Here is a 26599-nt window from a genome sequence, read left to right as displayed (position 1 = left end):
CTCATTTCACGGTAATGTTCATGTTGCTGCTGTAGAGGGCGTTGCGCTGGCTTGCGCCCACGTTCAAGGTCCCTCCGACGGAGAAGGTCACCACGCCGCCAGCTGGAATGACCCCGGTGAGGGCTATCGAGGAGGTGACCGACGTCACCCTCATCTGGTCTGCTCCGGAATTGATGATGAACTCGGTTGGCAGCGTGATGGTGTACGTTTTCCCGACGGTCCCCGTGATGGTGAAGCGTGCGGGTGAGAAGACCGTTCCCAGCGGTAACACGCTGCCGGAATAGGTCCGGCTTCCGGCGGAAGTGATGGTGACCGTGCCGGCCCGTCCCGCGCCTCCCGCTACTTTGCCGAAATTGAAGTCCTGGTTCTTGGTCACGGCGGTCGGTGCGGCAAAGACCTCGCCTGGGGCCATCACCCTCAGTGCGAGAAAGACCGCGCCTAGCCTCACAAGCAACCCCTGTGCGCGCATGACACGCTCCCTGTGCCTCCACGCCCCCGGAATAGAACAAGGGGGGCGGAGTACCGCCCCCCTTGCCGCACACTGGCTTGGAGCACTAGTTGTAGTTGACCGCCACGTCGATAGTGCCGTTGTAGGTGCCGGAGGCCTGGTTGGCGCCCACGGTCAGGGTGGCGCCCACCGCGAGGGTCTCGTCACCGCCGGCAAAGGTCCCGAGGGAGCCGCCGGAGGTGATGGCGGTCGTGAAGCTGCCGATGGTCATGTTGTTACCGCCGTTGACCAGGTTGGTCTGGGCCGGGAAGGTAACGGCGTAGGTGCTGCTCGCCTCACCGGAGATGGTGAAGGCGGCAGCAGCGGCAGTACTGCCTAGGGCCGCGGTCGTGGTTACGCCGCCGGTGGCCGACTGGGCGTTGCCGGTGCTGACCACCACGGTGCCGCCTGAGGCGCCGGACATGAACCTGCCGAAGTTGAGGTCTGCGGCCTTGGTGATGGTGACCGGCAGGACCACCGTGGCGCTCGTGTTGGCCTGCGCCGTTGCCGCCTGGCTCACACCTGAGCCTGCAGCCCACGCCAGGGTGGCGCATCCAGCCATGACTGCGACCTTCGCTAACGTTTTCATAGGGGTATCTCCTTTTAACACATGTCCGCACTGTCTTTGAGGGGTGGCACGGTCGGTTGACGGCGGGTGATCTCCCGGCGGCGGCCTGCCCCGGCCATGGTGGAGTTGAAGGTCGCTACCGCGGTTACGGTCCCATGATTGCCATTCCATATGGTCCTCCGAACGGACCGGCCGGCTGTTCTGTGCCGGAGTCCGCTCGCGAAACGAGGTGCCTTTCTGGCAGGTAAGTTGGCGGAGGTGTCGGCGTACCATCCAATTGATTAAGCGAAGCAGTTTTTACGAGGATTAAATATATCCAATCTATTTAACATTGCCACGGCTTTATATCATTTTGTCCCTGAGGCAAAAATGCTGAGAACTGATAAGATGTGTAGTCGATGCCGACAGGTACCGCGAAAGGAAGGGAAATGAACAGGTTGACGCTGATAGGGATGCCCGGTTCGGGCAAGAGTGCCATAGGAAGGGTCATCGCCACCCGCCTCGGGTGGCGCTTTATAGACACCGACCACTGCATCGAGCAGCGCTTCGGCAAGAAACTTCAGGCGGTGGTGGACCAGGTAGGGACGGAGGAATTCGCACGGATCGAGGAGGAAACCGTGCTGGCCCTGCCGGCGGAAGGCCCCATGGTCATCTCCACCGGCGGCAGCGTGGTTTACTCCGATGCAGCCATGCGGCACCTCGTTGCCATCTCCACCGTCGTTTTTCTCGACGTGCCGCTGCCGAGACTGCACGGCCGCATCGCACGGGCGGCCCCGCGCGGCATCGTCGGCATGGGCGCAGGAGGGCTGGAGGAACTGTACCGGAAACGTTTCGAGCTGTATCACAAGTATGCCCACAGCATCGTGCTGCTCCAGGGCGAGAACCTGCAGGAAGCAGCCACCAGGGTCATGTCTCAATGCGGCGTGTCATGATGAAACGGCGCCAATCGCGTTGACTTTGTTTACACAGTCCCCTAATATCTACCTCATGCCTGAAGCCATCGAGACAAAAAAGTCTACGAGGGTAAGCCTGTCGGGGCTCTCCCTGATACAGAAGATAAGCGCGGGTTACGCGGCAATGGCCCTTTTCACCGCTGCCGCACTCATTTTTTCCTCCTACAATATCTACCGCAGCACCAACATCACCCGCAACATCGCCAACAACGAGCTCCCCGTCATCAGCGCCCTCATCGAACTGCGCACCTCGCTCTTGAGCCAGGAGAGCTTCGCCGGCAAGTACGCCATCCTGAAGGACCCCGCCTTTATCGACCTGTTTCACCAGCGTCAGGCGGAGGCCCTGGCCAGCCTCGACTTACTCGGCAAAGGAAAACCAACCGGCGACCTGCAGCAGTTGAACGGGCTGTACCTCTCTTATCAAAAGGCGGCGGAGGATCTGTTCGCAGGTAAAACCGGCAGCACCGGTCCTATGCGGTCCTCGGCGCTCAAGCTGCTCAATGCGGTGGACGCCTCCTACCTCAAGCGCAAGGACATGCTGAAGCTGGTGCTCAACCGTGCCGACGAGCAGCAGAAACAGACCATCTGGTGGACCGTCGCCATCTCCTGCACCGGTTTCCTGCTCGCCATCGGCGTCGCCCCTTTCGTCACCTACCGCACCTTCGGTGCCATCCGCGAGCTGCAAAGCGCCACCCATCGCATCGCCGCCGGCGACTTCGACTACAACCCCGACGTCCCCTCCGGCGACGAAATCAGCGAGTTGGCCCGTGACTTCACCAAGATGGCGGCCCGGCTCAAGGTGCTCGAGCAGATGAGCCTGGACGCGAGCCCGCTGACCCGGCTCCCCGGCAATTTCGCCATCGAGCGGGTACTCGAGGACCGCCTGCAAAGCGGCGCGACCTTCGCCTTCTGCTATGCCGACCTGGACAACTTCAAGCCCTACGGCGACCACTACGGCTATGCCAAGGGAAGCGAGATGCTCCGCCTGACCGGGGACCTGATCCAGTCCGCGGTGAAGGCACACGGCGGCAGCGACGGTTTCGTCGGACACGTGGGAGGCGACGACTTCGTCATGGTGATCCCGGCCGAGCGCGTCTCCGCGGTCTGCGAGGCCGTCATTGAAAAGTTCAGCGCCGAGGTGGTCAAGCACTATTCGCCTGAGGATCTGAAGGTGGGGGGAATCGAGGGGTGCGACCGGTACGGGGTGCAGCGATTTTTCCCGGTGATCACCATTTCCATCGCGGTCATCATCTGCGGCAGGGACCAGTACTCCTCCGCGGTCGAGATCGCGCGGGCCGCGGCCAAGGTCAAGGACAGCGCCAAGGAGAAACCGGGGAGCAAGTACCTGATCGGTGCCCCGGGGAAGGTGACCGCATGAGGATCGGAACGCTCATCATCTGCCTCGCAGCCCTTCTCTGCGCCGGGTGCGCCACCACCGGGCAGGGTGAAGGGAGCTTCATGGACCGCTACAGCGGGTCGAGACAATTGACCCAGGCGGAAACGATGTTGAAGGAGGGGGACACCCACGCCGCCATGCATGTGCTGGACGGCATCTGCAACGGCCCGGCCGTCGCCGGGGTGACCGACGAAGCCCTCTTTCGCCTGGCGTTGTTGACGCTGAAAGCGAAACCGGGGTCGGCGCAGGCGCAGCACCTGTTGAAGCGGTTGAAAAAGGAGTATCCGGGAAGCCAGTGGACCGCGCTGGCGGCGCCGGTCAGCGAGCAGGTCAATGCCCTCGAAGAGCAGCGGCGCCAGAACAAGGCGCTCAAGGGAAGCAACCAGGCCCTGACCCGGGAGGTCACCGAGCTCAACCAGCGCCTGGAGCAGCTGAAGAATCTCGATCAGGAGTTGGAGAAGAAAGCGCGCTAGCAGTTCCCCCTGAACGTTGCGCAGTGCCATGAAAAGAGGCGGCCGGATATCCGGCCGCCTCTTCGTTTTGCCATTAGCAAGTATCTTCCGCTGCCAAGTCAGAGAATTCTTCCCCGGAAGCGCTGCACGACGCCTAACGTCCCCCCCTTTTGCGAAGGGGGGACAGGGGGGATTTGATTCTGCTTTTCTTGCCCGCACGGGGGGGACCCCATGCCCGGCCGCTACAGCAACACCAGCGGCGGCTCATCCAGTGCCGCGACCTGCTCGCGCAACTGCAGGATGTGCTCACCCCAGTAACGGACCGTGTTGAACCAGGGGAAGGCGGTGGGGAAGGCCGGGTCGTCCCAGCGGCGCGCCAGCCACGCGCTGTAATGCAGCATGCGCAGCGCACGCAGCGCCTCCACCAGGCGCAGCTCCGCCGGGTTGAAGTCGCAGAATTCCTCGTACCCCTTGATCAACTGGGCAAGCTGGGCGAGCTGGCGCGGCCGGTCGCCTGAAAGCATCATCCAGAGGTCCTGCACCGCCGGCGCCATGCGTGCGTCGTCGAAGTCGACGAAATGGGGGGCGTCGTCGCGCCAGAGGATGTTGCCGGCATGGCAGTCCCCGTGTGCGCGGATGTAGTGCACCTGAGGCACCGAGGCGAATGCATCGTCCACCACCTGCAACAGCTGGCTGGTGACCGCCTCGTAGCTTTCCCGGTACTCCTGGGGGATGAAGCGCTCCCGGATAAGGGCGACGCTGTCGTGGCCGAAGTCGCGGCTGTCCAGGGTCGGGCGGTGCTCGAAGGGGCGTACCGCGCCGATACTGTGGATGCGCCCCAGCATGCGCCCCAGGATCAGCAGGTTGTCGTCGTTGTCGAACTCGGGGGCGTGCCCCCCCTGGCGCGGGTAGAGTGCGAAGCGGAAGCCGTGGTAGTGGAAAAGGGATGCGCCCGAGGCGTTGACGATGGGGGGCACCACGGAGAGCTCGTGCTCGGCCAGTTCCAGGCAGAAGCGGTGTTCCTCGATGATCTGCTCGTCGCTCCAGCGTCCGGGACGGTAGAACTTGGCGATGAGTGGCTTTTCCTCCTCGATCCCCACCTGGTAGACGCGGTTCTCGTAGCTGTTCAGCGCCGAGGTGCGACAGTCACAGCGGTACCCCTGGCTCTCCACGGCGTCCATGATGAAGTTCGGGGTCAGAGTATGGAACGGGTGCTGGGCATCGTGCATAAAAATCCTCTCCGGTTTTGTTGGCCCAGGCACAATAGCACCAATCGCCCCGGGAACCAAGGGGTGTGTCGCCGTCTCATGCCCCCTTTTTCCCTCCGTAAGCAAAACAAGGCGTGCAGTTATTAATGTAAGGGTAGAGTTAAGCGAAAGCAGACCTGCTTTTTCTAATATACGGTCATAGTTAAGCAAAATAAGGGTCGTAGTTGCTTAAAAAAGACAGTTGGCACCGGAAGGAGGCTCGACTTCAGCATTCAAATCAGGAAGGTCAGCTCTTCTGCCCTCGTCTTTTTGCTGCAGCAGACGTTTCCATGGTAATTTGCACTCCACTTTTTCTTACCTCGGCCCATTTTTTGGTTATTTGTCCCCGTCTTTAACCAACGGATCGGGCGGGGCATTTAATGAATTGCGGCGCGAAGTTTAACTGCACCCTTAGTTAATTTAACTACGACCCGCGTTAGCTTAACTGCGACCTGCTTTTGCTTATTTTCGGCTGCGTTAGCTTAACTGCGGTGTCAACTTGCTTATGATCGCGCGACGTAGCGTAAAGTCGGGCAGCAACGGCTTCGCGGAGGGCTCGTCGGGCTTAAAGATGATGGCATCGGATTTACGCACGGCGGTGAATAGCTTATTGCGAGGCTGCTACGGGAAGGAGCGGGGGGTGATTAGTTAATAGTGGACGGGCTTGGGTAAGGTGGTTGAGCGGAATGGAGCGTTCCGCCAGAGGGACTGGCACCTGACGGAGCCAGTCCCTTCTGCTGCCCTCTCTGCGCGGTAGATGCGAGTAAAAAAGGCCCGCTGCGCAGCGGCGCAGCAGGCCAAACGGAGTCGCCCCCGTCCCATGAACTAGAAGAGTGCCTTGGTGAAGATGTCGGCCGGCGCCTGGAACGGGCCCAGCGGATTGACCTGGTCGGTCATCTGGTCGTTCTTGGGCTCGCCGCTGGAGAGCTTGTAGGCGACGTGATGGTTCACGAAGACCACCAGCGCCCTGAAGCGCCACCCCGTCTCGTGGGTTCTGCGCTTGAAGTTGAAGATGTCGAGCCAGAAGTTGCCGACCCGCTTGGTGTAGCTCCTTTTGGGTTCGAAGACGTAGGCGCGGCAGTCTGACCTCGCCCTCAGGCAGGCCTGCAGCCCCGGGTCGAGGTCCTTAGAGGGCATCCCCTGCAACATGGCCGCGATGTCGAGGTAGTTGAGGATCTTGATGTTCGGGGAGGCCTTGATGTCGAAGCCGAGCTTCTGCAGGTCCTCCACGGTGGTCTTCCCTACGATGATGTTGTCATAGGATGCCTTGGCCGCCTCGTACTCATCCCAGGGGGATTCGGTGACTGCCTTGCTGCGCGGCAGCAGGTTGGCGCAGCCGACTTGCGTCACCAGGAGCAGGAACAGAATCGCTTTCGTGATTGATTTCGCGCACATGGGGCTATCCTTTCTCGTATGTCCCCAGACCACAATGAGCAGAGTATAACGCAGTCCGGCGGCAAGTCCCGCCCGTCAATCCTTCTTTTTCTGCGCCTTCAATCCGCAGTACGGGCAGCGCTTCTCCGGGACCGATCGCTGGCAGGACTGGCACCAGTAGGCGAAGATCTCCTCGCCGCGGCAGGCCGCGCATCCCTGTTGCCCGTTGTCGTCGTGACCGCATTTTCCATTGCCGGCCATGGCCCGACCTCTTTTGCCTACAGCTGCATCTTCTTCAGATACTGCCCGGTGTAGGAGCGCTCCACCCGTGCCACCTGCTCCGGCGTCCCCACGGCGATGATCTCACCGCCGCGGTCGCCCCCTTCCGGCCCCAGGTCGATGATCCAGTCCGCCGTCTTGATGACGTCGAGGTTGTGCTCGATGACCACGATGGTGTTGCCCGCATCCACCAGCTTGTGCAGCACCTCCAACAGCTTGGCGATGTCGGCAAAGTGCAGGCCGGTGGTCGGCTCGTCCAGGATGTAGATGGTGCGCCCGGTGGCGCGCTTGGAGAGTTCCTTGGCGAGCTTCACGCGCTGTGCCTCGCCGCCGGATAGCGTCGTGGCGGACTGCCCCAGCTTGATGTAGCCAAGGCCCACCTCCTCCAGGGTCTGCAGCTTGGCCCTGGTGCGCGGGATGTGCTCCAGAAAGACCAGGGCCTGGGAGACGGTCATGTCCAGCACCTCGGCGATGGAGCGCCCCTTGAACTTCACCTCCAGGGTTTCCCGGTTGTAGCGCGCCCCCTTGCAGACCTCGCACTGCACGTAGACGTCGGGGAGAAAGTGCATCTCGATCTTGATGATGCCGTCCCCGGAGCAGGCCTCGCAGCGCCCACCCTTGACGTTGAAGGAGTAGCGCCCCGGCTTGTAGCCGCGCATCTTGGACTCGGGGAGCTGGGCGAAGATCTCACGGATCTCGGTGAAGAGGCCGGTGTAGGTGGCGGGGTTGGAGCGCGGCGTGCGCCCGATGGGGGACTGGTCGATGTTGATCACCTTGTCCAGCACCTCGGTGCCGTGGATGGCCCGCACCGCCCCCGCCTTCTCGCGGCTCTTGTAGAGGCGCTGGTTCAGCGTCTTGTAGAGCGTGTCGATGATGAGCGAGGACTTGCCCGAGCCGGAGACGCCGGTGATGCAGGTCATCACCCCAAGGGGGACGTCGACGCTGACGTTCTTCAGGTTGTTCTCACTGGCCCCCTCGATGTTGAGGAAGCGGTGTCCCTTCCTGCGCTTTTTCGGTACGGCGATGGTGAGCGCGCCGGAAAGGTAGCGCCCGGTCAGCGAGTGGGGGTTGGCCATGATCTGCGCCGGGGTCCCCTCGGCCACCACCTCGCCGCCGTGCACGCCGGCGCCCGGTCCCATGTCGATGACCCAGTCCGCCTCGGTGATGGTCTCCTCGTCATGCTCGACCACCAGCACCGTGTTGCCGATGTCGCGCAGGTGGCGCAAGGTAGACAAGAGCCGCCCGTTGTCGCGCTGGTGCAGGCCGATGGAAGGCTCGTCCAGGATGTAGAGGACGCCCACCAGCGAGGAGCCGATCTGGGTCGCCAGCCTGATCCTCTGCCCCTCGCCGCCGGAAAGGGTCCCGGAGGAGCGGTCCAGCGAGAGGTAGTCGAGCCCCACGTTGACCAGGAAGTTGAGGCGCTCCCGGATCTCCTTCAGGATCCTGCGTGCGATGTCCTCTTCCTTGTCGGTGAGGGCGAGCGACTCGAAAAAGGCAAGGCTGTCCTTGATGGAGAGGGCGGTCACCTGCTGGATGTTCTGGTTCCCCACCAGGACGAAGAGCGCCTCCTTCTTCAGACGCGCGCCGTTGCAGGAGGGGCAGGGCATTACGTCCATGTACTTTTCCAGCTCCTCGCGCACCGTCTCGGATTCGCTCTCACGGTGGCGCCGCTCCAGGTTGTTGAGCACCCCCTCGAAGGGCTTCCTATAGGTGTGCCGCTTGCCGGCGTCGTCGACCCACCAGAAGTCGACGGCTTCACCGCCGGAACCGTGCAGGATGACCTCCTTCGCTTTCTTGGAGAGGCTCTTGAACGGGACGTTCATGCTGAAGCCGTAGGCCTTGGCGAGCGCCTCCAGGGTCAACTGGTACCAGCCGGAGAAGCGGGTCTGCCACGGCGCGATGGCCCCCTCCGCCAGGGAGAGTTCCGGTTCGGGCACCACCAGCTCCGGGTCGAGATACATCCTTGTGCCCAGGCCGGTGCAGTCCGGGCAGGCGCCGTAGGGGTTGTTGAAGGAGAACATGCGCGGGGTCATTTCGGGATAGGAGATGCCGCAGTCGATGCAGGCGGCGGATTCCGAGAAGAGCAGCGTCTCGGCCTTGATCTCCCGGGCCTCGTCTTCGGAGAGAGCCACCTTGACGATCCCCTCGGCGTGGGAGAGCGCCGTTTCCAGCGAGTCGGCCAACCTCTTCTCGAAGCCCGGCTTCACCACCAGGCGGTCCACCACGATGTCGATGTCGTGCTTTTTCTTCTTGTCGAGGGTGATCTCCTCCCCTAGGTCGTGGGTCTCGCCGTCGATGACCACGCGGACGAAGCCGTCCTTTCTCAGTTGGGCCAGTTCCTTCTTATATTCACCCTTGCGGCCGCGCACGATGGGCGAGAGCAGGGTAAGCTTGGCCCCCTGGGGGAGCGCGGCGATCTGGTCCACCATCTGCGACACGGTCTGCGACGAGATCAGGCGCCCGCAGTTGTAGCAATGCGGCTGCCCGACCCGGGCGAACAAAAGGCGCAGGTAGTCGTAGATTTCGGTGACCGTCCCCACCGTCGAGCGCGGGTTCTTGCTGGTAGTCTTCTGTTCGATGGAGATCGCAGGGGAAAGCCCCTCGATCGACTCCACGTCCGGCTTCTCCATCTGCTCCAGGAACTGGCGCGCGTAGGCGGAGAGCGACTCCACGTAGCGCCTTTGCCCCTCGGCGTAGATGGTGTCGAAGGCGAGGGTCGATTTCCCGGACCCGGAGATGCCGGTGATCACCACCAGCTGGTCCCTCGGGATCTCGACGTCGATGCATTTCAGGTTGTGCTCGCAGGCACCTTTTACGATGATCTTGTCCGTTGCCATGATGCTCCCGTTGTATGTTGCTCAAACGCCGGTCAGGCGCGCAGCAGTAAAATATAGCACATGCCTCGTTCATTGTGCAGCCGACAGCTTCAGTATAATGAGAACCGCCCCGCTACCGCAAGACAGAGACCCTTCAGGTTTTGCGAAATGCTGCCGATAAGAAGACATGATCAGCTGCGATCTTCCGTGCCCCCCCTTCCCCAGTGTACCCTCTCCCCCTGGGAGAGGGTGCCCGAAGGGCGGGTGAGGGAGGTGCTTCCAAGCAAAAATCCCCTCACCCTAGCCCTCTCCCAGAGGGAGAGGGGAGTGTGAACCCAGCAGAGGAAGATCATCTATATCACCTAGGCTACAGAGCCTTGTTCCGGAGGTCCGGAAAGAAATGAACACGGAGGCGCCCATGAACCGCCATCTTGCAGCGCATATCGCACCCATCACCCTGGCAGCCTGGCTTTTCGCCGGTGTCCCCTGGCTCCACGCCCAGGCCGCTGCCCCCGCGCCCGAGCCGGCCAAGGAAAACGCGGCCGAGGCGCAGACGTTGAAGGCCGCCGAGGCGAAGCTTGCCGCACTTGCCAAGGAGGTGGAGTCGGGCAAGCCGTCCGCACAGGTCTCCAAGAAGGGCTCCGGGAAGAAGAGCGGCACGGCGAAATTGAAGAAGAAAGGGAAAAGGGGAAAGGTTGCCAAGAAGGGTAACGGCAAGGGGAAGGGCGCCGTGGCTGTGAAGACCAAAGTGCTGGAGCGCCGCATGACGCAGGCCGAGGTCCAGGGGGTACTGGCGGGCAGCCGCGACTTCGCCGGCGCCGACCTGAGCGGCCTCAACCTGACCGGCTACGACCTGTCCGGCGCCAAGTTCAACCGTGCCAACCTGCAGTCGGTCAACCTGGAGCGCGCCGACCTCTCCGAGACCGACCTGGAGTTGGCCGATCTCACCGGCGCCAACCTGCGCGGCGCGTCGCTGAACCAGGCCCGCCTCAGGGGCACCAGGCTCGCCGGCGCCAAACTGGACGGCGCCCTGTGGACCGACAAGACCATCTGCCGCGGCGGATCGGTAGGGAACTGCATAGAATAATTGGACGCGTGCGGCTTGCCCCCCCCCCGCCCCTTGCGGGAGGGGGTCAGGGGGTGGGGGAAGGTGCCATCACTTCTGCTGCTTGCGGCTTCACCCACCCCCCAGCCCCCTCCCGTCCAGGGAGGGGGGGCTAGAACGCCCATGATGTGGCATAAACCACAAAAAAAAGCCCCCGGGTTTCCCCGGGGGCTTTTTGTCGTTTAAAGGATTGACTTTAAACCCTTACTACGTTGGCTGCCTGGAGGCCTTTCGGTCCCTGCTGCACGTCAAAAGTTACGGAATCGCCCTCGGTCAAGGATTTGAACCCTTCGCTCTGGATCGCGGAAAAGTGTACGAACACATCCTCGCCGTTCTCCTGCTCGATGAAACCAAAACCCTTGCTGTCATTGAACCACTTCACTACACCTTTTGCCATTACGACTTCTCCTGTTACTACTCTTTTACGTGATTGCGGGACCATCCCCGGCACAGGTAAAGATTTTATGCACGGGTATGGTCCCTGTCAAGCGCTTTAGTTAGATTTCTTTTCTATTTGCCGAAGTCCATTTCCGCCATCCGCTTGTACAGATCGAAGCGGCGGGCAGTGAGTTCGGCGGAACGGGCCATGAGAGTCGCGGCCGCTTCCGGGTTGTTCTTCTTCAGTACGCGGTAGCGGTTCTCACCGTAGGCGTACTCCTCGAGAGAGATGCTCGGATCCTTGCTGTCCAGGATGAGCGGGTTCTTGCCCTGCTCGGCGAGGTCCGGGTTGTAGCGGACCAGCGGCCAGTGGCCGGAGGCGACGGCGCGCTTCTGGGTCTCGACGGCGGTGGCCATGTCGATGCCGTGGGCGATGCAGTGGCTGTAGGCCAGGATCAGGGACGGGCCGTCGTACGCCTCGGCTTCCATGAACGCCTTGACCACCTGGGCCGGGTTGGAGAGAGAGACCTTGGCGACGTAGACGTTGCCGTAGGCCATGGCGATCATGGCCAGGTCCTTCTTGGCCTGCGGCTTGCCGCCTGCGGCGAACTGGGCCACGGCGCCCATCGGGGTGGACTTGGAGGCCTGGCCGCCGGTGTTGGAGTACACCTCGGTGTCGAGCACCAGGAGGTTCACGTTCTTGCCGGAGGCGATAACGTGGTCCAGGCCGCCGTAGCCGATGTCATAGGCCCAGCCGTCGCCACCGACGATCCAGACCGATTTCTTGACCAGGTAATCGGCGATGGAGAGGAGCTTCTTCGCGGCGGCGTCGCCGGAAGCGCTCAGGATCTCCTTCAGCTTGGCCACGCGGGCCCGCTGCGCCTCGATGCCGGCCTGGGTCTTCTGGTCGGCACCCTTGATCTCGGCGACCAGGTCGGCCGGGAGGGAGAGGGTGTCGATCAGCTCGAGGGCGGCCTGGTTGAACTTGTCAACGGCGAGCCTCATGCCGAAGCCGAACTCGGCGTTGTCCTCGAACAGGGAGTTGGACCAGGCCGGGCCGCGGCCGTCGGCGTTCTTCGCCCACGGGGTGGTCGGCAGGTTGCCGCCGTAGATCGAGGTGCAGCCGGTCGCGTTGGCGATCAGGGCGCGGTCGCCGAAGAGCTGGGACATGAGCTTCAGGTACGGGGTCTCGCCGCAGCCGGCGCAGGCGCCGGAGTATTCGAAGAGCGGGCGCACCAGCTGGCTACCCTTGAGGGTGTCGAGTTTGACCAGGGTCGGGTCGGTCTCCGGGATGTTGAGGAAGAAGTCGTAGTTGGCGGCCTCGGATGCCCTGAGCGGCGCCTGGAACTTCATGTTGATCGCTTTGTGCTTGGGATCTTCCTTGGACTTGGCCGGGCAGTTGGCCACGCAGGCGGCGCAGCCGGTGCAGTCTTCCGGGGCGACCTGGATGGTGCACTTCATCCCCTTGAACTCGTTGCCGCGGGCGTCGGTGGACTTGAAGGTCTCCGGTGCGCCGGCGAGCTTGTCGGCATCGTACACCTTCATCCTGATGGTGGCGTGCGGGCAGACGAAGGAGCAGATGCCGCACTGGATGCAGAGGCTCTCGTCCCAGACCGGAATGTCGACGGCGATGTTGCGCTTCTCGTACTGCGAGGTCGCGGTCGGGAAGGTGCCGTCGGCCGGGAGCATGGAGACCGGCACGTCGTCGCCGCGGCCGGCGATGAGCTGCGCGGTGACTTCCTGCACGAACTGCGGTGCGTGGGCGCCCACGACGGCAGGCTTCTTGATCTTGCTGGTCGCGGTAGCCGGCACGGTGATCTCGAAGATGTTCTCCAGGGCGGCGTCGACCGCCTTGTTGTTCATCTCGACCACCTTCTCACCGGACTTGCCGTAGGACTTCTTGATGGCGTCCTTGATGGAGGCGATGGCGGCGTCGAGCGGCATGATGCCCGAGATCTTGAAGAAGGCGGTCTGCATGATCACGTTGATCCTGGCGCCCAGGCCGAGCTTCTCGCCGAGGGCAATGGCGTTGATCACGTAGAACTTGAGCTTCTTGTCGATGATCTGCTGCTGCACCTCGACCGGCATGGCGTTCCAGACCGCTTCCTTGTCGTCGGTAAGCGAGCAGAGCAGGAAGGTGCCGCCGACCTTGGCGCGGGAGAGCATGTCGTACTTCTCGAGGAAGGAGAAGTTGTGGCAGGCCACGAAGTCCGCCTGGTCGATCAGGTACGGGGAGCGGATCTCGCCCTTGCCGAAGCGCAGGTGCGACACGGTGACGGTACCGGCCTTCTTGGAGTCGTAGACGAAGTAGGCCTGGACGTTGTTGTCGGTGTTCTCGCCGATGATCTTGATGGAGTTCTTGTTGGCGCCGACGGTGCCGTCGGAGCCCAGGCCGAAGAACATGGCGGAGTAGGTGCCGGCGGAGGGGTTCACGAATGCCGGGTCGAAGTCGAGCGAGCAGTTGGTGACGTCTTCCTTGATGCCGACCACGAAGTGGTTCTTGGGCTTGTCGGCTTTCAGGTTGTCGAACACGCCCTTGGCCATGCCCGGGGTGAACTCCTTGGAACCGAGGCCGAAGCGGCCGCCCACGATGATCGGGTAGGACTTGAACGAGCTCTTGCCGTCAGCCATGGCCTCGCCGATGGCGGTCCTCACGTCGAGGTAGAGCGGCTCGCCCAGGGAGCCCGGCTCCTTGGTGCGGTCGAGCACGGCGATCTTCTTGACGCTAGCCGGGAGGCAGGCGGCGACGGCGTCGACCGGGAACGGCCTGAACAGGCGCACCTTGACCAGACCCACTTTCTCGCCGGCGGCGTTCAGGGTCTCCAGGGTCTCCTGGACGGTGTCGGCGGCGCTGCCCATTACGATGATGACGCGCTCGGCGTCCGGGGCGCCGACATACTCGGCGACGGAGTACTTGCGGCCGGTGAGGCCGGCGAACTTGTCCATCTCCTCCTGCACGATCTGCAGCGCCTTCGGGTAGTAGGCGTTGACGGTCTCGCGACCCTGGAAGTAGACGTCCGGGTTCTGGGCGGTGCCGCGCAGCACCGGACGGTCCGGGGTCAGCGCGCGGGCGCGGTGCGCCTGGACCAGCTCGTCACTGATCATGAAGCGCATGTCGTCGAAGGTTAGCTCCTCGACCTTCTGCACCTCGTGGGAGGTCCTGAAGCCGTCGAAGTAGTGCATGAAGGGAACGCGGGCGCGCAGGGTGGCGGCCTGGGAGATCAGCGCGAAGTCCATGACCTCCTGCACGTTGTTGGAACAGATCATGCCCCAGCCGGTGGAACGCGCCGACATGACGTCGGAGTGGTCGCCGAAGATGTTCAGCGCGGCGGCCGAGATGGCGCGCGCCGAGATGTGGAACACGGTCGAGGTGAGCTCGCCCGCGATCTTGAACATGTTCGGGATCATGAGCAAAAGGCCCTGGCTGGCGGTGAAGGTGGTGGTCAGGGCGCCGGCCTGGAGCGCGCCGTGGACGGCACCGGAAGCGCCACCTTCGGACTGCAGTTCGGAGACGGAGGGGACGGTGCCCCAGATGTTCTTCTCGCCCCGGGCGCTCTTCTCGTCCGAGATCTCCCCCATTACCGAGGAAGGGGTGATCGGGTAGATGGCGATCACCTCGTTGGTGGCGTGTGCCACGTGTGCGGCAGCGGTGTTACCGTCGATTGTTACCATTCTGCGGGACATTGATTTCCTCCTGTGTTTGAAAATCCAATTGAGCTTTACGGTAAAAGATCGTTCTAGTTCGCACTTGCGGAAGGGCCCTAAAGCTCCGAACGCCCCTCCACCGCCCGCTGCACGGTCGCCGCATCCACGTATTCCAGGTCGCTGCCGATGGGGATGCCGTGCGCCAGACGCGTGACCTTGATCCCGAGCGGCTTGATCATCCTGGTCAGGTAGAGCGCAGTCGCCTCCCCCTCAACCGTGAAGTTGGTGGCGATCAGCACCTCGCGCACCTCGCCCCCCTCCAACCGCTGCATCAGCTCGGCGATCCTCAGGTCACGCGGTGTAACGCCGTTTAACGGTGAAAGAGCCCCCTGCAGCACGTGGTAGCGGCCGCGGAAAGCGCGGCTTCTCTCAAGGGCCAGCAGGTCTTGCGGCTCCTCCACCACGCAGAGTGTGGCGCCGTCGCGCTCCCCCGAGCAGATCCAGCAGGGATCGTCCTCGGTAATGGCAAAACAGAGGGAGCAAAAACGGACCTTTTCCTTCACCTGCATGAGGCTCTCTGCTAACGCCTCGATATTACCGGGATATTTAAGCAGGTGAAAGGCAAGCCGCAAGGCACTTTTTTCACCGACACCAGGCAATTTCTTCAATTCTCCCACCAGCCTGGTCAGCGAGCCCGAAAAATGTAGCATATTCCCACCATGGATAAAACAAGTTTTTACTGGTTATTTTTACCAAAAAAAATTTGATCGTAGAATTGGATAATTAAAGGGTGCACACCAAAGCGGCATGCACCCTCTATTTGATCCGTATCCTGCGCTAGGCGCCGTCCCCCTAGAAAAGGCCCGGGATGCTCAGCCCGCCGGTGATCTTGCTCATCTCTTCGCTCATCTCCTGGTGCACCTTCTTGAGGGCCTCGTTGATGGCGGTGATGACCAGATCCTGCAGCATTTCCACGTCTTCCGGATCGACGGCTTCCTTCTTGATGACCAGCGAGAGCACCTGGTTCTTGCCGTTGACAACCGCCGTTACCGCGCCACCGCCGGAGGTGACCTCGGCGGTCCTTTCCGCCGCCTGCTCCTGCAGCTTGCCCATCTTCTGCTGCATCATCTGCGCTTGCTTCATGATCTGCGCCAAACCTTTAGACATCGTATCCTCCAATTTTCCTTTATTGTCGCAGCGTACCGCGGAACATTGTTATGATTTTGCCCCTTCTTTTTGCGGAAGTTCCTGCACCTCGGAGATCTCGCCGTCGAAGAGCTCGACCGCCGCCGCCACCAGCGGATGTTCCTCCGCCTCGCGCCTCAGGTGTGCCCTGCGCTCGGCGTCTTCAAGGCTTTTTTTTTCCGACAGGGTCGGGGCGGCGTCGGTGGGCGGGCCGTTCAGCGCGACCACCTTGATCTGAGTGGGTACGCCGAAATGCCCCTGGGCGAGGCTCTTCAGTTCGTTGATCTGCTCCGGGTCCTGCAGCCTGGTCAGCTGGAAGGAGCCCTGCAGGCAGCCGATTTCCAGCACGCCCTGGGCCACCCGGACCGGGTAGACCTCCTCCAGCGCACCGCCGAGCATCGGCTTCTTCGCCTTGACCGCCTGCACGAAGCTACCCCAGAGGTCGCCGCCGGAGACGAAGGCGGACGGTGCCGGCTGCACTGCCGCGGCCGCGGCCGGGGCCTGCGGTGCTGCCGCCACCGGCGCTGCCGCAACGGGAGCCGCCGCGGGGCGGTGAGGTGCGGCGTGCTGCTGCGGTGCCGGACGCGGTGCCGGGGCGGACGGCCGCGGGGCATCGCTGCGCTGCGGCAGCGCGCCACCCTTTTCCAGGGAGTCCAGACGTGCCAGCAACTCCTGCACCGGGATGGCCGGGGCGAGGGTCGCCATCTTCATCAGCGCCATTTCCAGGATCAGGCGCGGGAAGCCGGCATGGGCCATCTCCGCCTCGGCCTTGAGCAGGATGGCCAGGTGGCGCTGCAGGTCCTGGACCGAGGCCTGCCCACCCAGCGCCTTCAGCTCACCCTGCTCCGCGTCGGAGAGCTCCAGGAGGTCGCCTGCGTCACCCACGGCCTTCAGGATGGAGATGCTGCGGAACTGGCTGATCAGTTCCTGGCAGAACTGGCGCATGCTGTAGCCGAAGGAATCGACCTGGGCCACGATGCCGAGCGCACCCTTGACGTCCGCCTCGAGCACGCTGCGGCAACCGTCCATGATCAGGCGACGGTCCACCACGCCTAACAGCGCAGCGACGTCCTCGTCCGAGACGCTGTTGCCGCAGAAGGCGAGCACCTGGTCCAGCGTGGAGAGGGAGTCGCGCATGCTGCCGTCGCCCTTCCTGGCCACCACCGCGAGCGCCTCGTCCGAGACCTGCACCCCCTCCTGGTCCACGATGAAACGCAGCCTGGAGACGATGCGCGGCAGCGCGATCCGCTTGAAGTCGAAGCGCTGGCAGCGCGACAGGATGGTGATGGGGACCTTGTGCGGTTCCGTGGTGGCGAAGATGAACTTGACGTGCGGCGGCGGCTCCTCCAGCGTCTTCAACAGCGCGTTGAAGGCGTTGGTGGTCAGCATGTGCACTTCGTCGATGATGAAGATCTTGTAGCGCGAGCGCGAGGGGAGGTACTTGATGTTGTCCCTGAGTTCCCGGATGTCGTCGACGCCGGTGTTGGAGGCGCCGTCGATCTCGAAGACGTCCACCGAGTTGCCGTCGGTGATCTCCAGGCAGGTAGAACAGGTGTTGCAGGGCTCGACGGTCAGGCCGCTCTCACAGTTGAGGGCCTTGGCGAGGATGCGCGCCGAACTGGTCTTGCCCACGCCGCGGGCGCCGGTAAAGAGAAAGGCGTGCGCAACCCTGCCGCCGTCGATGGCGTTTTTGAGGGTCTGGCTGACGTGCTCCTGGCCGACCAGGTCGCTGAAGGTCTGGGGGCGCCATTTTCTAGCAAGAACAAGATAGGACAAGGCGGCGTACCTCTATGGCTTCACGTGGTTCATGATTCGTGCGGGGCGTGGGGCGGGCGGGGGGTTGCGGAAAGAGCTGATAGCTGGGCTACCCCGCGGCACACGGGGGCGGTTACTGCCGCTGCTTCCTTCCGGACCTGACGGGGTTCATAACCTTCCGTTGCGCGGGACCCAGCTATCAGGTCTATCCGCAAAGGGTAAATATAAATATGGCGGAGAGAGAGGGATTCGAACCCTCGGTACGCTATTAACGTACACACGCTTTCCAGGCGTGCTCCTTCAACCACTCGGACATCTCTCCACAACAAGGAGGAGATATATAATACACGCCGCATTAATTGTAAAGCGAATTCTTCATTGGAACGTAAAACGCCGGGAGGCCCAGCAGCAACGGTGGGCCGGACCCGGCACCAGGGCGCTGCGGTCAACCGGCCAGCTCGTCGGGCCGGCGCCCTTTTTTACGCATGAGGATGGCCTGTAGAAGGGACTGCTTGTCTTTTTGCAAGAGCTGCTTGGCGATGATGGAGCGCACCGAGAGGAGCTCTTTCCTGAGCGCCTCGGCGTTCTTGACCAGGTGCCTGGCCCGGGGATCGCTGCGCACGTAGGGGGAGAGCAGGTGCACGGCCTCCGAGATCTTGCGGCTGACCAGCACGCGCTCACGGTAGTCTTCCAGACGGCCCGATTTGAGGCGCTCCTCTAGTGCAGCAAACTCCGAGCTGAAGTAATTTATTACGTCGGAGTGGAGAACATCTTCTTGTTTCATAAGCTCACCCTTAATTAAGCTGCTCACACCTTTCTCTCCTCAGGCTTCAAGAGCCTCTTCGGCGGCTCCGCTTTTTTCTTTACATTTATTTGGGGTCGGCGCAAAAACTTTGCCCGCCAAGTATCTGGATAATCGGCCCCGTTTTTGCTATGCTCAACCGGTGCCAGAGAGTTCCACCCACCAAAGCGAAAGGTCCCGCCCCGACACGATGACCATGCCCGAAGCGCAGTACCTGAAACAGCTCAACGAGAAACTGACCTTCCCCACCTGCCAGGTGAGCGTGACCGGGCTGGAGGGATCGGCGCCGGCTTTCCTTTTGTCGCGGCTGGCGGACAACGGCGCGCCGACGCTGGTTGTGCTGACCGCCGACCAGGAGAGCGCCGACGAAGTCGCCCGCGAGTTGCGCTTCTTCACCGCCCGGCCGGAGAGCGTGCTCCCCTTCCCCGCCTGGGACGTCACCCCCTTCGATGCCGCCTCGCCGCACCCGGACCTGGTGGGAGAGCGCCTGAACGCCTTGGTGCGCCTGTTGGACGGCGCGGCCCGGGCGGTGGTACTCCCGGTGGCGAGCGCCCTGCAGCGGGTCATCCCCCGCGACACCCTGGGCGGGGTCTGCCAGTATCTCGTCGCGGGCGAGGAGCTGGAGCGCGACGGCCTGGTGGAAAAGCTGGTCAAGCTCGGCTACTCCCACGTCCCCCTGGTCGAGGACCGCGGCACCTTCTCGGTGCGCGGCGGCATACTGGACATCTTCCCCCCCGACCGGGAGCAGCCGATCCGCATCGAGTTCTTCGGCGACGAGGTCGAGACCATGCGTCTCTTTGATCCCGTCTCGCAGCGCTCCCTGGAGCCGCTCGAGGAACTGGTGCTGCTCCCATCGCGCGAGGTGATCCTCTCCGAGCAGGTGGTGAAGGATCTCGCCCCCAGGCTCAAGCGCCGCTGCGACCACCTGGGTATCGGCGCCGACCGGCGTCGCGAGCTCCTGGAGCAGCTGCAGCATGCCATCTACCCCCCGGGCGTCGAGTTCCTGCAGCCCCTGTTCCACCCCAATCTGGAGACCATACTCGACTACGTCGGTGCCGACGCCGTCCGCGTACTGGTCGATCCCGACGCCATAGCCGATGCGCTGCAGCGCTTCGGCGAGGACCTGGACAGCGCCTTCAAGCGCGCCGAATTGCGCGATGCCATCGTCTGCGACCCCGGCGAGCTCTACCTCTCGGCGCAGGACTTGGAGCGCGCCCTCTCCGGCGGGCGCCGCCTGGAGTTCCCGCGCCTGGAGATCGAGGGGGAAGGGGGCGAGAAGCTTAGGGTCGCCTGTTCCGGCAACCAGGACCTGAGACTGGACACCAACCCGGAGGGGGAGCGGGTGCTGGCCCCCCTGACCGAGAAGATGGTGACCTGGATCGCGGCGGGCAACCGCGTGCTGATCCCCTGCCACCAGGCCGGGCAGGCCCGCAGGCTCTACGAGCTTCTGTCCCACTACCGCCTCCCGCTGGAACACTCCCAGGACTCCTTCCTCACCGCCGCGGCCCGCCCCGCCGGCCGGGTCGAGATCCTGATCGGCGAGATATCGCGCGGCTTCCGGCTGGAAGAGGAACGCCTGGTGGTCATTGCCGAGGAGGAGATCTTCGGCAAGAGGGTGAAGCGGCGCGGCCTGTCCGAGGCGAAAAAGAAGCAGCTCCTTACCTCGCTGGCCGAACTGAAGCCGGGCGACCACATGGTGCACATCGACTTCGGCGTGGCCCTGTACCGCGGGCTGCAGCACTTAAGCCTCACCGGCATGGAGGGGGATTTCCTGCTCCTCGAGTACGCCGGTGGCGACAAGCTCTACCTGCCGGTGGACCGCATCAACCTGGTGCAGCGCTACGTGGGGGCGGAGGGGATCGAACCGCGACTGGACCGCCTGGGCGGCGCCGGCTGGGAAAAGGCCAAGGCCAAGGCCCGCGCCGAGATCCAGGAGATGGCGGCGGAACTGTTGAAGATCCACGCCGCCCGCGAGGTCCAGGAAGGATACCGCTACTCCCCGGCCGACGACATGTACCGTGCCTTCGAGGCCTCCTTCGCCTTCGAGGAAACCCCGGACCAAGCCGCCGCCATCGACCAGGTCATCGCCGACATGGAGAGCCCGCGCCCCATGGACCGCCTGGTCTGCGGCGACGTCGGCTACGGCAAGACCGAGGTGGCCATGCGCGCCGCCTTCAAGGCGACCCTGGACGGCAAGCAGGTGGCCATCCTGGTGCCGACCACCGTGCTCGCCCAGCAGCATGCCGAGAGCTTTGCGGCACGGCTCAAGGATTACCCGGTGCGGGTGGAGATGCTGTCGCGCTTTCGCACCCCGCAGCAGCAGAAGCAGATCCTGGAGGGGGTGAAGAAGGGGGAGATCGACATCGTCATCGGCACCCATCGCCTCTTGCAAAAGGACATTGTCTTCAAGGACCTGGGGCTTCTGATCGTGGACGAGGAGCAGCGCTTCGGCGTGGCCCACAAGGAGCGGCTCAAGCAGTTCCGGGCCGTGGTGGACATCCTCACCCTCACCGCGACCCCCATCCCGCGCACCCTGTACATGTCGCTCATGGGGATCCGGGACCTCTCCATCATCGACACCCCGCCGGTGGACCGGCTCGCCATCAAGACCTTCGTCTCCCGTTCCTCGGACGAGCTGATCCGCGAGGCGGTGCTGCGCGAGTTGCGCCGCGGCGGCCAGGTCTTCTTCGTGCACAACCGGGTGCAGAGTATCGGCGCCATGGCCGAGGAGTTGCGGCGCATCGTCCCGGAGGCGAAGATCGCCGTCGGGCACGGACAGATGGCGGAGAAGGAGCTGGAGCAGGTCATGCTCTCCTTCATGCACGGCGAGGCGAACCTCCTTCTGTGCACCACCATCATCGAGAGCGGCCTGGACATCCCCACCGCCAACACGCTGATCGTGAACCGCGCCGACACCTTCGGACTGTCCCAGCTCTACCAGCTGCGCGGCAGGGTCGGCCGCTCCAAGACCCGCGCCTACGCCTACCTGCTCATCCCCGGGGAGGGCTCCATCTCCTCCGACGCGCGCGAGCGGCTGAAGATCATCCAGGAGCTGACCGAGCTGGGGGCGGGCTTCAGGATCGCTACCCACGACCTGGAGATCCGCGGCGCCGGCGACCTGTTGGGGGCGCGCCAAAGCGGCGACATCGCCGCGGTCGGCTTCGAGCTCTACACGGAACTCCTCGACGAGGCGGTGCGCACCCTGAAGGGGGAGGCGCTCCCGGAGCGGGTGGAGCCGGAGATCAAGCTCAAGGTGCCGGCCTTCATCCCGGAGGATTACGTCCGCGACCCGAACCAGCGCCTGCTTATTTACAAGAAGCTGACCCAGCCCGCCGACGAGGCCGAGGTCGACGACATCCGCGAGGAGCTGGCGGACCGCTTCGGACCGCTGCCGGTGGCGGCGCTCTACCTCCTGGAGGTGATGCGCCTGCGTGTCGCCCTGAAACGGCTCCTGGTGAAGGAGATCGAGTACTCCGGCAACGAGCTCTCGCTCGCCTTCCACGAGAGGACGCCGGTCTCGCCGGATGCCATCACCGGGCTGCTGCGGAAAGAGAAAGGAAAATACAGGTTTACGCCGGACTTCCGGCTTTACGTGCGGGTCGGCGACGGCTCGTTCGACGGGGTGCTGGCGGAAGCCAGAAATGTCTTGAAATGCCTAGTCTGATATGCTAGCGTTCCCCGGATTCGAATAAATTTACGCTAATAAGAAAAGGAGCCCATCGTGCACTTCAGCAAAACCGCCGCAATACTTTTCATCGCGCTCAGCGTTGCCGTCACCGGCTGCAAAAAGCAGGAGGGGGCCACCGGGGCGAAACAGGAAGGCCCGGGCAAGGGGATCGTTCTCGCCGAGGTGAACGGCGCCAACATCACCGACAAGGACTTCTACAAGGAGCAGGCCGCCCTGCCGCCCCAGCTCAAGCCGATGACCGAGACCCCGGAGGGGAAGAAGGAAATGATCGACACCATGGTGGTGCGCGAGCTGATCCTGCAGCAGGCCTCCAAGGATGGTATCGACAAGAGCCCGGAAGTGGCCGCGAAACTCGAGGACCTGAAGAAGCGCGTCATCGTCGAGGCCTTCCTCAAGAAGAAGATCGAGGAGTCCGCCAAGGTGAGCGACGCCGAGATGCAGGACTACTACAACAAGAACAAGGACAAGTTCAAGTCCGACGCCCAGATCAGGGCCAGCCACATCCTGGTCAAGTCCGAGGCGCAGGCGAAAGAGATCGAGAAGCAGCTCAAGGGTGGTGCAAGCTTCGAGGAGCTGGCCAAGAAGAACTCCATCGACGGCGCGGCCCAGAAGGGCGGCGACCTGGGCTGGTTCAGCAAAGGCTCCATGATCCCCGACTTCGAGAAAGTGGCCTTCGGCCTGAAGGACGGCGAGGTCTCCGGGATCGTGAAGACCCAGTTCGGCTACCACATCATCAAGAAGACCGGCTCCCGTCCGGCCGGCGCCCGCACTCTCGACGAGGTGAAGGACGAGATCAAGGCAGCCCTGGCCCCGGCCAAGCAGCAGGAGACCTTCAAGACGCTGAAGGAAGACCTGAAGAAGCAGGCCAAGGTCTCCATCAAGGAAGACGCACTGAAGGAACTCGGCAGTGAAGGCGCCAAGGGTGGCGCGGCCCATCCGGGCGAGGCAGCACAGCCGGCAAAAGCCAAGTAAGCGCAATTATTCAGGCAGCAGCAGAAACAGACAAACGGCCGGGCTAGTCCCGGCCGTTTGTGCACAAGCGCCGCCCCGGCGGCCACAGAGAGAGCATATGGTAAAGATCATCACGGCCTGCAGCATGCTGGCCCTTCTCGCAGTTACCCCCAGCCTTGCCACCACCAAACCGATCAGCAGCATCGCCGCCATCGTCAACGACGATGTGATCACCAGCGCCGACGTCGACAAGGAATACGCGCAGGTGCAGAAGGAGGCGGAAAAGCTCCCCGCTGCCGAAAGGACCGTGACCAGGAGCACCGCCCTGAACCGCCTGGTGGACCGCAAACTGGTCGAGCAGAAGATCCGCGAACTCGACATCAAGGTCAGCGACGAGGACGTGCGCCTGGCCATCGAGGACGTCAAGAAACAGAACAACCTGGACCAGGCAGGGCTGGAGAAGGCGCTGGCAGGCCAGGGGCTCACCGTACCGCAGTACAAGGTGCAGCTCAAGGAGCAACTGGAGCGCATGCGGCTCATGAGCCAGGAGGTCCGCTCCAAGATCCAGGTGGGCGAGCGCGAGATGCATGAATACTACGACGCGCACCGGGCCGACTACGGCGGTAACGAAACCTTCCATGCCCGGCACATCTTCTTCAAGCTCGACCCCAAGGCAAGCGCCGAGGAGACCGCCAAGACCCGGAAGCTGGCCGACGAAGTGCTGGCCAAGACGCGCGGCGGCGAGGACTTCGTCGAACTGGCGAAGAAGTACTCGCAGGACCCTGCGGCTGCCAAGGATGGCGGCGACCTGGGCACCTTCAAGAGGAGCGATATGCTGGCCGAGATCGGGGACACCGTCGCCGCCATGAAGCCCGGCGAGGTGAGTTCGGTGGTAGCAAGCCCCGCCGGACTGCACATCATCAAGCTGGAACAGAAGAGCCAGGAGAAGGGTCGTTCTTTCGAGGAAGTGAAGGAGTCCATCGAGGAGCAGCTGTACCGGAAAAAATCCGAAGAGCGCTTCAACCAATGGGTCAAGGACCTGCGCAACGCCGCCAACATCGACGTGAAGCAGCCCTAGGCGTCCCCTTGCACAGAACGAAAAAATCCCCCTCACCGTCACCGGGCGAGGGGGATTTTTTTATTGAGCGCTGCGGTAAGGTCAGAGCCCTTCGGCGGCCAACTGCTCGACCAGTTCGCGCTGGCGCGTGGTCGGTTTTTCCGGCACGTGCACCGCGATCCTCACGTACATGTCGCCGCGTGTCTGCGCCCCGAGCACCGGGAAACCCAGCCCCTTCAGGCGCACCTTGGTGCCGGACTGGATGCCGGCCGGAATCTTGAGCCTCTTGGTCCCCTCCATGGTCGGCACCTCGATGTGGCCGCCGAGCACCGCCTGGGAGAAGCGCACCTCGTGGTTGAGCACGATGTTCGCCCCCTCGCGCTGGAAGAGGGGATCGGTCCCCACCGACACCGAGAGGTAGAGGTCGCCGGCCGGACCGCCCATGTGCCCCGGCGCACCGCGCCCGGCCACCCTGAGCCTCGCGCCGCTCTCGATACCGGCCGGGATCTTGACCGACAGCTCCTCGCGGGCGCCGTCGCGCATGAAGGCCACCCGCTTCTCCGCGCCGTCGTAGGCGTCCCGGAAGGTGACCTGGATCTCCATGGAGAAATCCTCCCCCTTGGCGGCCGTGGGGCGACCGCGGCCGCCGCGCTGGCGCCGCACCGCGTCGCCGAAGATGCGGGAGAAGATGTCGTCGGTGCCGAAGCCCTGGTCGCGGAACAGGTCGTCGACGTTGAAGCCCCTGAAGATGTCCTCCTGGGAGAATCGCTGGTGGAAGTTGGTCGAGCCGAACTGGTCGAACTGCTCTTTCTTTTTCGGGTCGGAGAGGACCGCGTAGGCCTCGTTGATCTCCTTGAAGCGCTCCTCGGCCTCTTTATCCCCAGGGTTCTTGTCCGGGTGATACTTGACCGCAAGTTTGCGGTAGGCCCGCTTGATTTCTTCGGCCGAGGCGCCTTTCTTGAGTCCCAGTACTTCGTAATAATCTCTCTGCGCCATGTTAAATTCCCTTTCACATTTGCTTCTTTTTTGCTCCACAGAATGTAATAGCTGACCCAGTCGTTGTCAACATGTTGTAAACCTTGACAACCCGCGGCAGGCGCGCTTATATAGGCTGGAATTAACGACCCTTAAAAACAGGAGCTGCCAGATGAAGCAATTCGACGCCATCGTCATAGGTGCAGGGATCAGCGGTCTCAGTTTCGCAAGCCATGCAGCTGCCAAGGGGCTGAACACGCTGGTCCTCGAGAAGAGCGATCGCCCTGGCGGCTGCTTTCATTCGCATCGTTTCGAGGGGAGCGCAGCCGGATTCTGGCTGGAGCTGGGCGCCCACACCTGCTACAACTCCTACGGCGGACTGCTGGAGCTGATGGAGCGACACGGCCTGATGGGGAGCATCCTCCCCCGGGAAAAGGTGTCGTTCAAGATGCTGGTGAACAACGAGGTGAAGAGCATCCCCTCGCAGCTTTCCTTCCCGGAGCTCGCCTTTTCCGCATGGAAGCTGTTCACCCTGAAAAAGGACGGCGCCAGCGTCGCCTCGTACTACGGCAGCATCGTCGGCCGCAGCAACTACGACCGGGTCTTCGGCCCCGCATTCAACGCCGTCATCTCCCAGCGCGCCGACGACTTCCCCGCCGACATGCTCTTCAACAAGCGCCCCAGGAGAAAGGACGTTATCAAGAGCTTTACCCTGCAGGGCGGGTTGAACAGCGTCATCGACAAGCTTGCCGTCGCGGATCGGGTCACGGTGCAGACCGGCGCCGAGGTAGCGCGCATCGCCAAGGATGCTGGTGGCTACACCGTGGAGTTGGCGGACGGGACCACGTACCAAGCGCCGCGGCTTGCCTTGGCAGCACCGCCGCCAGCCAGCGCCAAGCTTGCCGCTGAGATCGCGCCGGAACTGGCCAAGGTTCTCAACCAGGTCAAGCTGGAGACTATCGAGAGTGTGGGGGTGGCGGTGCAGAAGAGCAAGCTGAAGCTCCCGCTGCTGGCCGGCCTGATCCCGATCGGCGAAGAGTTCTACTCTGCAGTTTCCCGCGACACAGTCCTCCATGACAGCTACCGCGGCTTCAGCTTCCATTACAAGGCGGGCAAGGTGTCCCCGGAGGCCAAACTGAAACGCATCGCCTCCGTGCTGCAGGTGCAGCCAGGGGACCTGGAGCAGGTGGTGCAGCGCGAAAGCCAGCTCCCCTCCCCGGTGGTCGGGCACAAGGCCCTCACCGACCAGATCGACCGTCTGGTAGCCGGGAGTAACCTTTACGTCACCGGCAACTATTTCGCCGGCATGGCCGTCGAGGACTGCATTGTGCGCTCTAAGAAGGAGTTTGAGAGGCTTACCGCCTCGCTGTAAGAACGGCGTCCATACCAGTTGAAAGCCCGCCCACGTCAGTGGGGCGGGCTTTTTTCTTGCTGCGTGGGGGGATGCGGCAGGGGGTATGGTAAAATGCCTGCTGGCCGCAGGAGG

Annotated in this window: 21 protein-coding genes, 1 tRNA gene and 1 other RNA gene; 8 read left to right on the top strand and 15 right to left on the bottom strand. The window is 63.0% G+C overall.

Annotation, left to right across the window (positions count from 1 at the left end; translation table 11 throughout):
- Nucleotide 1: 1 nt before the first annotated feature.
- Both JFN91_RS01300 and JFN91_RS01295 read right to left on the bottom strand, forming a co-directional pair.
- On the bottom strand, nucleotides 2-469 hold the full coding sequence (locus JFN91_RS01300) for a DUF4402 domain-containing protein (protein ID WP_199387413.1): 468 nt from the start codon (nucleotides 467-469) through the stop codon (nucleotides 2-4).
- An 85-nt stretch (nucleotides 470-554) separates the two neighbouring features.
- On the bottom strand, nucleotides 555-1076 hold the full coding sequence (locus JFN91_RS01295) for a DUF4402 domain-containing protein (protein WP_199387412.1): 522 nt from the start codon (nucleotides 1074-1076) through the stop codon (nucleotides 555-557).
- Nucleotides 1077-1483: 407 nt separating this feature from the next.
- Here JFN91_RS01295 and JFN91_RS01290 point away from each other — a divergent pair, with 407 nt between their 5' ends.
- From JFN91_RS01290 to JFN91_RS01280, 3 genes are all read left to right on the top strand, one after another.
- Entirely contained in the window at nucleotides 1484-1987 is a 504-nt protein-coding gene (locus tag JFN91_RS01290; RefSeq protein ID WP_199387411.1) for a shikimate kinase, read from the top strand.
- A gap of 145 nt (nucleotides 1988-2132) precedes the next feature.
- Nucleotides 2133-3386: a HAMP domain-containing protein gene (locus JFN91_RS01285; RefSeq protein ID WP_236014863.1), complete on the top strand. Its 1254-nt coding sequence runs from the start codon at nucleotides 2133-2135 to the stop codon at nucleotides 3384-3386.
- Nucleotides 3383-3877: a hypothetical protein gene (locus tag JFN91_RS01280; protein ID WP_199387409.1), complete on the top strand. Its 495-nt coding sequence runs from the start codon at nucleotides 3383-3385 to the stop codon at nucleotides 3875-3877. Before JFN91_RS01285 ends, JFN91_RS01280 begins: the two co-directional genes overlap by 4 nt.
- A gap of 221 nt (nucleotides 3878-4098) precedes the next feature.
- Here the strand turns inward: JFN91_RS01280 and JFN91_RS01275 are convergent, their stop codons facing one another.
- From JFN91_RS01275 to uvrA, 4 genes are all read right to left on the bottom strand, one after another.
- Complete coding sequence (locus JFN91_RS01275; protein ID WP_199387408.1) at nucleotides 4099-5085, bottom strand: serine/threonine protein kinase; 987 nt, start codon at nucleotides 5083-5085, stop codon at nucleotides 4099-4101.
- Nucleotides 5086-5928: 843 nt separating this feature from the next.
- Nucleotides 5929-6498, bottom strand: coding sequence for a hypothetical protein (locus JFN91_RS01270; RefSeq protein ID WP_199387407.1), 570 nt, complete (start codon nucleotides 6496-6498; stop codon nucleotides 5929-5931).
- Nucleotides 6499-6573: 75 nt separating this feature from the next.
- Complete coding sequence (locus JFN91_RS01265; RefSeq protein ID WP_199387406.1) at nucleotides 6574-6738, bottom strand: hypothetical protein; 165 nt, start codon at nucleotides 6736-6738, stop codon at nucleotides 6574-6576.
- Nucleotides 6739-6755: 17 nt separating this feature from the next.
- Nucleotides 6756-9593: an excinuclease ABC subunit UvrA gene (gene uvrA / locus JFN91_RS01260; RefSeq protein WP_199387405.1), complete on the bottom strand. Its 2838-nt coding sequence runs from the start codon at nucleotides 9591-9593 to the stop codon at nucleotides 6756-6758.
- A 397-nt stretch (nucleotides 9594-9990) separates the two neighbouring features.
- Between uvrA and JFN91_RS01255 the strand changes: the two genes are divergently transcribed.
- On the top strand, nucleotides 9991-10659 hold the full coding sequence (locus tag JFN91_RS01255) for a pentapeptide repeat-containing protein (RefSeq protein WP_199387404.1): 669 nt from the start codon (nucleotides 9991-9993) through the stop codon (nucleotides 10657-10659).
- 214 nt (nucleotides 10660-10873) lie between these two features.
- Here JFN91_RS01255 and JFN91_RS01250 read toward each other — a convergent pair whose 3' ends face one another.
- The 8 genes from JFN91_RS01250 to JFN91_RS01215 all read right to left on the bottom strand — a co-directional run bounded on the left by JFN91_RS01250 (nucleotide 10874) and on the right by JFN91_RS01215 (nucleotide 18424).
- Nucleotides 10874-11074 carry a cold-shock protein gene (locus JFN91_RS01250; RefSeq protein WP_183344507.1) on the bottom strand — a complete coding sequence of 67 codons (201 nt, stop codon included), beginning with the start codon at nucleotides 11072-11074 and terminating at the stop codon, nucleotides 10874-10876.
- Between the two features lie 113 nt (nucleotides 11075-11187).
- Complete coding sequence (nifJ, locus tag JFN91_RS01245) at nucleotides 11188-14739, bottom strand: pyruvate:ferredoxin (flavodoxin) oxidoreductase (RefSeq protein ID WP_199387403.1); 3552 nt, start codon at nucleotides 14737-14739, stop codon at nucleotides 11188-11190.
- A gap of 77 nt (nucleotides 14740-14816) precedes the next feature.
- Nucleotides 14817-15410 carry a recombination mediator RecR gene (gene recR, locus JFN91_RS01240; RefSeq protein WP_199387402.1) on the bottom strand — a complete coding sequence of 198 codons (594 nt, stop codon included), beginning with the start codon at nucleotides 15408-15410 and terminating at the stop codon, nucleotides 14817-14819.
- Between the two features lie 142 nt (nucleotides 15411-15552).
- Nucleotides 15553-15867 carry a YbaB/EbfC family nucleoid-associated protein gene (locus JFN91_RS01235; protein ID WP_199387401.1) on the bottom strand — a complete coding sequence of 105 codons (315 nt, stop codon included), beginning with the start codon at nucleotides 15865-15867 and terminating at the stop codon, nucleotides 15553-15555.
- Nucleotides 15868-15915: 48 nt separating this feature from the next.
- A complete protein-coding gene (gene dnaX, locus JFN91_RS01230) occupies nucleotides 15916-17661 on the bottom strand; it encodes a DNA polymerase III subunit gamma/tau (protein WP_199387400.1) in 1746 nt (581 codons plus the stop codon).
- Nucleotides 17662-17739: 78 nt separating this feature from the next.
- Nucleotides 17740-17838: signal recognition particle sRNA small type (gene ffs, locus JFN91_RS01225), an RNA gene on the bottom strand.
- Nucleotides 17839-17871: 33 nt separating this feature from the next.
- Nucleotides 17872-17962, bottom strand: a tRNA-Ser gene (locus JFN91_RS01220).
- Nucleotides 17963-18085: 123 nt separating this feature from the next.
- Entirely contained in the window at nucleotides 18086-18424 is a 339-nt protein-coding gene (locus JFN91_RS01215) for a hypothetical protein (RefSeq protein WP_199387399.1), read from the bottom strand.
- 208 nt (nucleotides 18425-18632) lie between these two features.
- Between JFN91_RS01215 and mfd the strand changes: the two genes are divergently transcribed.
- From mfd to JFN91_RS01200, 3 genes are all read left to right on the top strand, one after another.
- Nucleotides 18633-22106 (top strand): transcription-repair coupling factor, encoded by a 3474-nt coding sequence (mfd, locus tag JFN91_RS01210; RefSeq protein WP_199387398.1) that lies wholly within the window; start codon nucleotides 18633-18635, stop codon nucleotides 22104-22106.
- A 57-nt stretch (nucleotides 22107-22163) separates the two neighbouring features.
- The gene (locus JFN91_RS01205) at nucleotides 22164-23102 is read left to right on the top strand and encodes a peptidylprolyl isomerase (RefSeq protein ID WP_199387397.1); all 939 of its coding nucleotides are present in this window, start codon (nucleotides 22164-22166) and stop codon (nucleotides 23100-23102) included.
- Between the two features lie 97 nt (nucleotides 23103-23199).
- Nucleotides 23200-24159, top strand: a complete 960-nt coding sequence (locus JFN91_RS01200; protein ID WP_199387396.1) for a peptidylprolyl isomerase — start codon at nucleotides 23200-23202, stop codon at nucleotides 24157-24159.
- 81 nt (nucleotides 24160-24240) lie between these two features.
- Here JFN91_RS01200 and JFN91_RS01195 read toward each other — a convergent pair whose 3' ends face one another.
- On the bottom strand, nucleotides 24241-25134 hold the full coding sequence (locus JFN91_RS01195; protein WP_199387395.1) for a DnaJ C-terminal domain-containing protein: 894 nt from the start codon (nucleotides 25132-25134) through the stop codon (nucleotides 24241-24243).
- Between the two features lie 151 nt (nucleotides 25135-25285).
- Between JFN91_RS01195 and JFN91_RS01190 the strand changes: the two genes are divergently transcribed.
- Nucleotides 25286-26485, top strand: coding sequence for a protoporphyrinogen/coproporphyrinogen oxidase (locus JFN91_RS01190; RefSeq protein WP_199387394.1), 1200 nt, complete (start codon nucleotides 25286-25288; stop codon nucleotides 26483-26485).
- The last annotated feature ends 114 nt before the right edge of the window (nucleotides 26486-26599 follow it).

The organism is Geomonas anaerohicana, assembly GCF_016458305.1.
In the GTDB taxonomy this organism is placed as follows: domain Bacteria; phylum Desulfobacterota; class Desulfuromonadia; order Geobacterales; family Geobacteraceae; genus Geomonas; species Geomonas anaerohicana.
Note: the sequence above shows the minus strand (reverse complement) of the source record. Positions and strands in the feature narration are given on the sequence as shown.

Excerpts from the sequence above, each read along its gene's own strand:
- JFN91_RS01290 (WP_199387411.1), top strand. The coding sequence starts at position 1,484 with ATGAACAGGTTGACGCTGATAGGGATGCCCGGTTCGGGCAAGAGTGCC.
- JFN91_RS01215 (WP_199387399.1), bottom strand. The coding sequence starts at position 18,424 with ATGAAACAAGAAGATGTTCTCCACTCCGACGTAATAAATTACTTCAGC.
- JFN91_RS01275 (WP_199387408.1), bottom strand. The coding sequence starts at position 5,085 with ATGCACGATGCCCAGCACCCGTTCCATACTCTGACCCCGAACTTCATC.
- mfd (WP_199387398.1), top strand. The coding sequence starts at position 18,633 with ATGACCATGCCCGAAGCGCAGTACCTGAAACAGCTCAACGAGAAACTG.
- JFN91_RS01200 (WP_199387396.1), top strand. The coding sequence starts at position 23,200 with ATGGTAAAGATCATCACGGCCTGCAGCATGCTGGCCCTTCTCGCAGTT.
- JFN91_RS01235 (WP_199387401.1), bottom strand. The coding sequence starts at position 15,867 with ATGTCTAAAGGTTTGGCGCAGATCATGAAGCAAGCGCAGATGATGCAG.
- JFN91_RS01255 (WP_199387404.1), top strand. The coding sequence starts at position 9,991 with ATGAACCGCCATCTTGCAGCGCATATCGCACCCATCACCCTGGCAGCC.
- JFN91_RS01270 (WP_199387407.1), bottom strand. The coding sequence starts at position 6,498 with ATGTGCGCGAAATCAATCACGAAAGCGATTCTGTTCCTGCTCCTGGTG.
- JFN91_RS01195 (WP_199387395.1), bottom strand. The coding sequence starts at position 25,134 with ATGGCGCAGAGAGATTATTACGAAGTACTGGGACTCAAGAAAGGCGCC.
- nifJ (WP_199387403.1), bottom strand. The coding sequence starts at position 14,739 with ATGTCCCGCAGAATGGTAACAATCGACGGTAACACCGCTGCCGCACAC.
- JFN91_RS01190 (WP_199387394.1), top strand. The coding sequence starts at position 25,286 with ATGAAGCAATTCGACGCCATCGTCATAGGTGCAGGGATCAGCGGTCTC.
- JFN91_RS01285 (WP_236014863.1), top strand. The coding sequence starts at position 2,133 with ATGGCCCTTTTCACCGCTGCCGCACTCATTTTTTCCTCCTACAATATC.
- uvrA (WP_199387405.1), bottom strand. The coding sequence starts at position 9,593 with ATGGCAACGGACAAGATCATCGTAAAAGGTGCCTGCGAGCACAACCTG.
- JFN91_RS01280 (WP_199387409.1), top strand. The coding sequence starts at position 3,383 with ATGAGGATCGGAACGCTCATCATCTGCCTCGCAGCCCTTCTCTGCGCC.
- JFN91_RS01300 (WP_199387413.1), bottom strand. The coding sequence starts at position 469 with ATGCGCGCACAGGGGTTGCTTGTGAGGCTAGGCGCGGTCTTTCTCGCA.
- JFN91_RS01295 (WP_199387412.1), bottom strand. The coding sequence starts at position 1,076 with ATGAAAACGTTAGCGAAGGTCGCAGTCATGGCTGGATGCGCCACCCTG.
- JFN91_RS01265 (WP_199387406.1), bottom strand. The coding sequence starts at position 6,738 with ATGGCCGGCAATGGAAAATGCGGTCACGACGACAACGGGCAACAGGGA.
- recR (WP_199387402.1), bottom strand. The coding sequence starts at position 15,410 with ATGCTACATTTTTCGGGCTCGCTGACCAGGCTGGTGGGAGAATTGAAG.
- JFN91_RS01250 (WP_183344507.1), bottom strand. The coding sequence starts at position 11,074 with ATGGCAAAAGGTGTAGTGAAGTGGTTCAATGACAGCAAGGGTTTTGGT.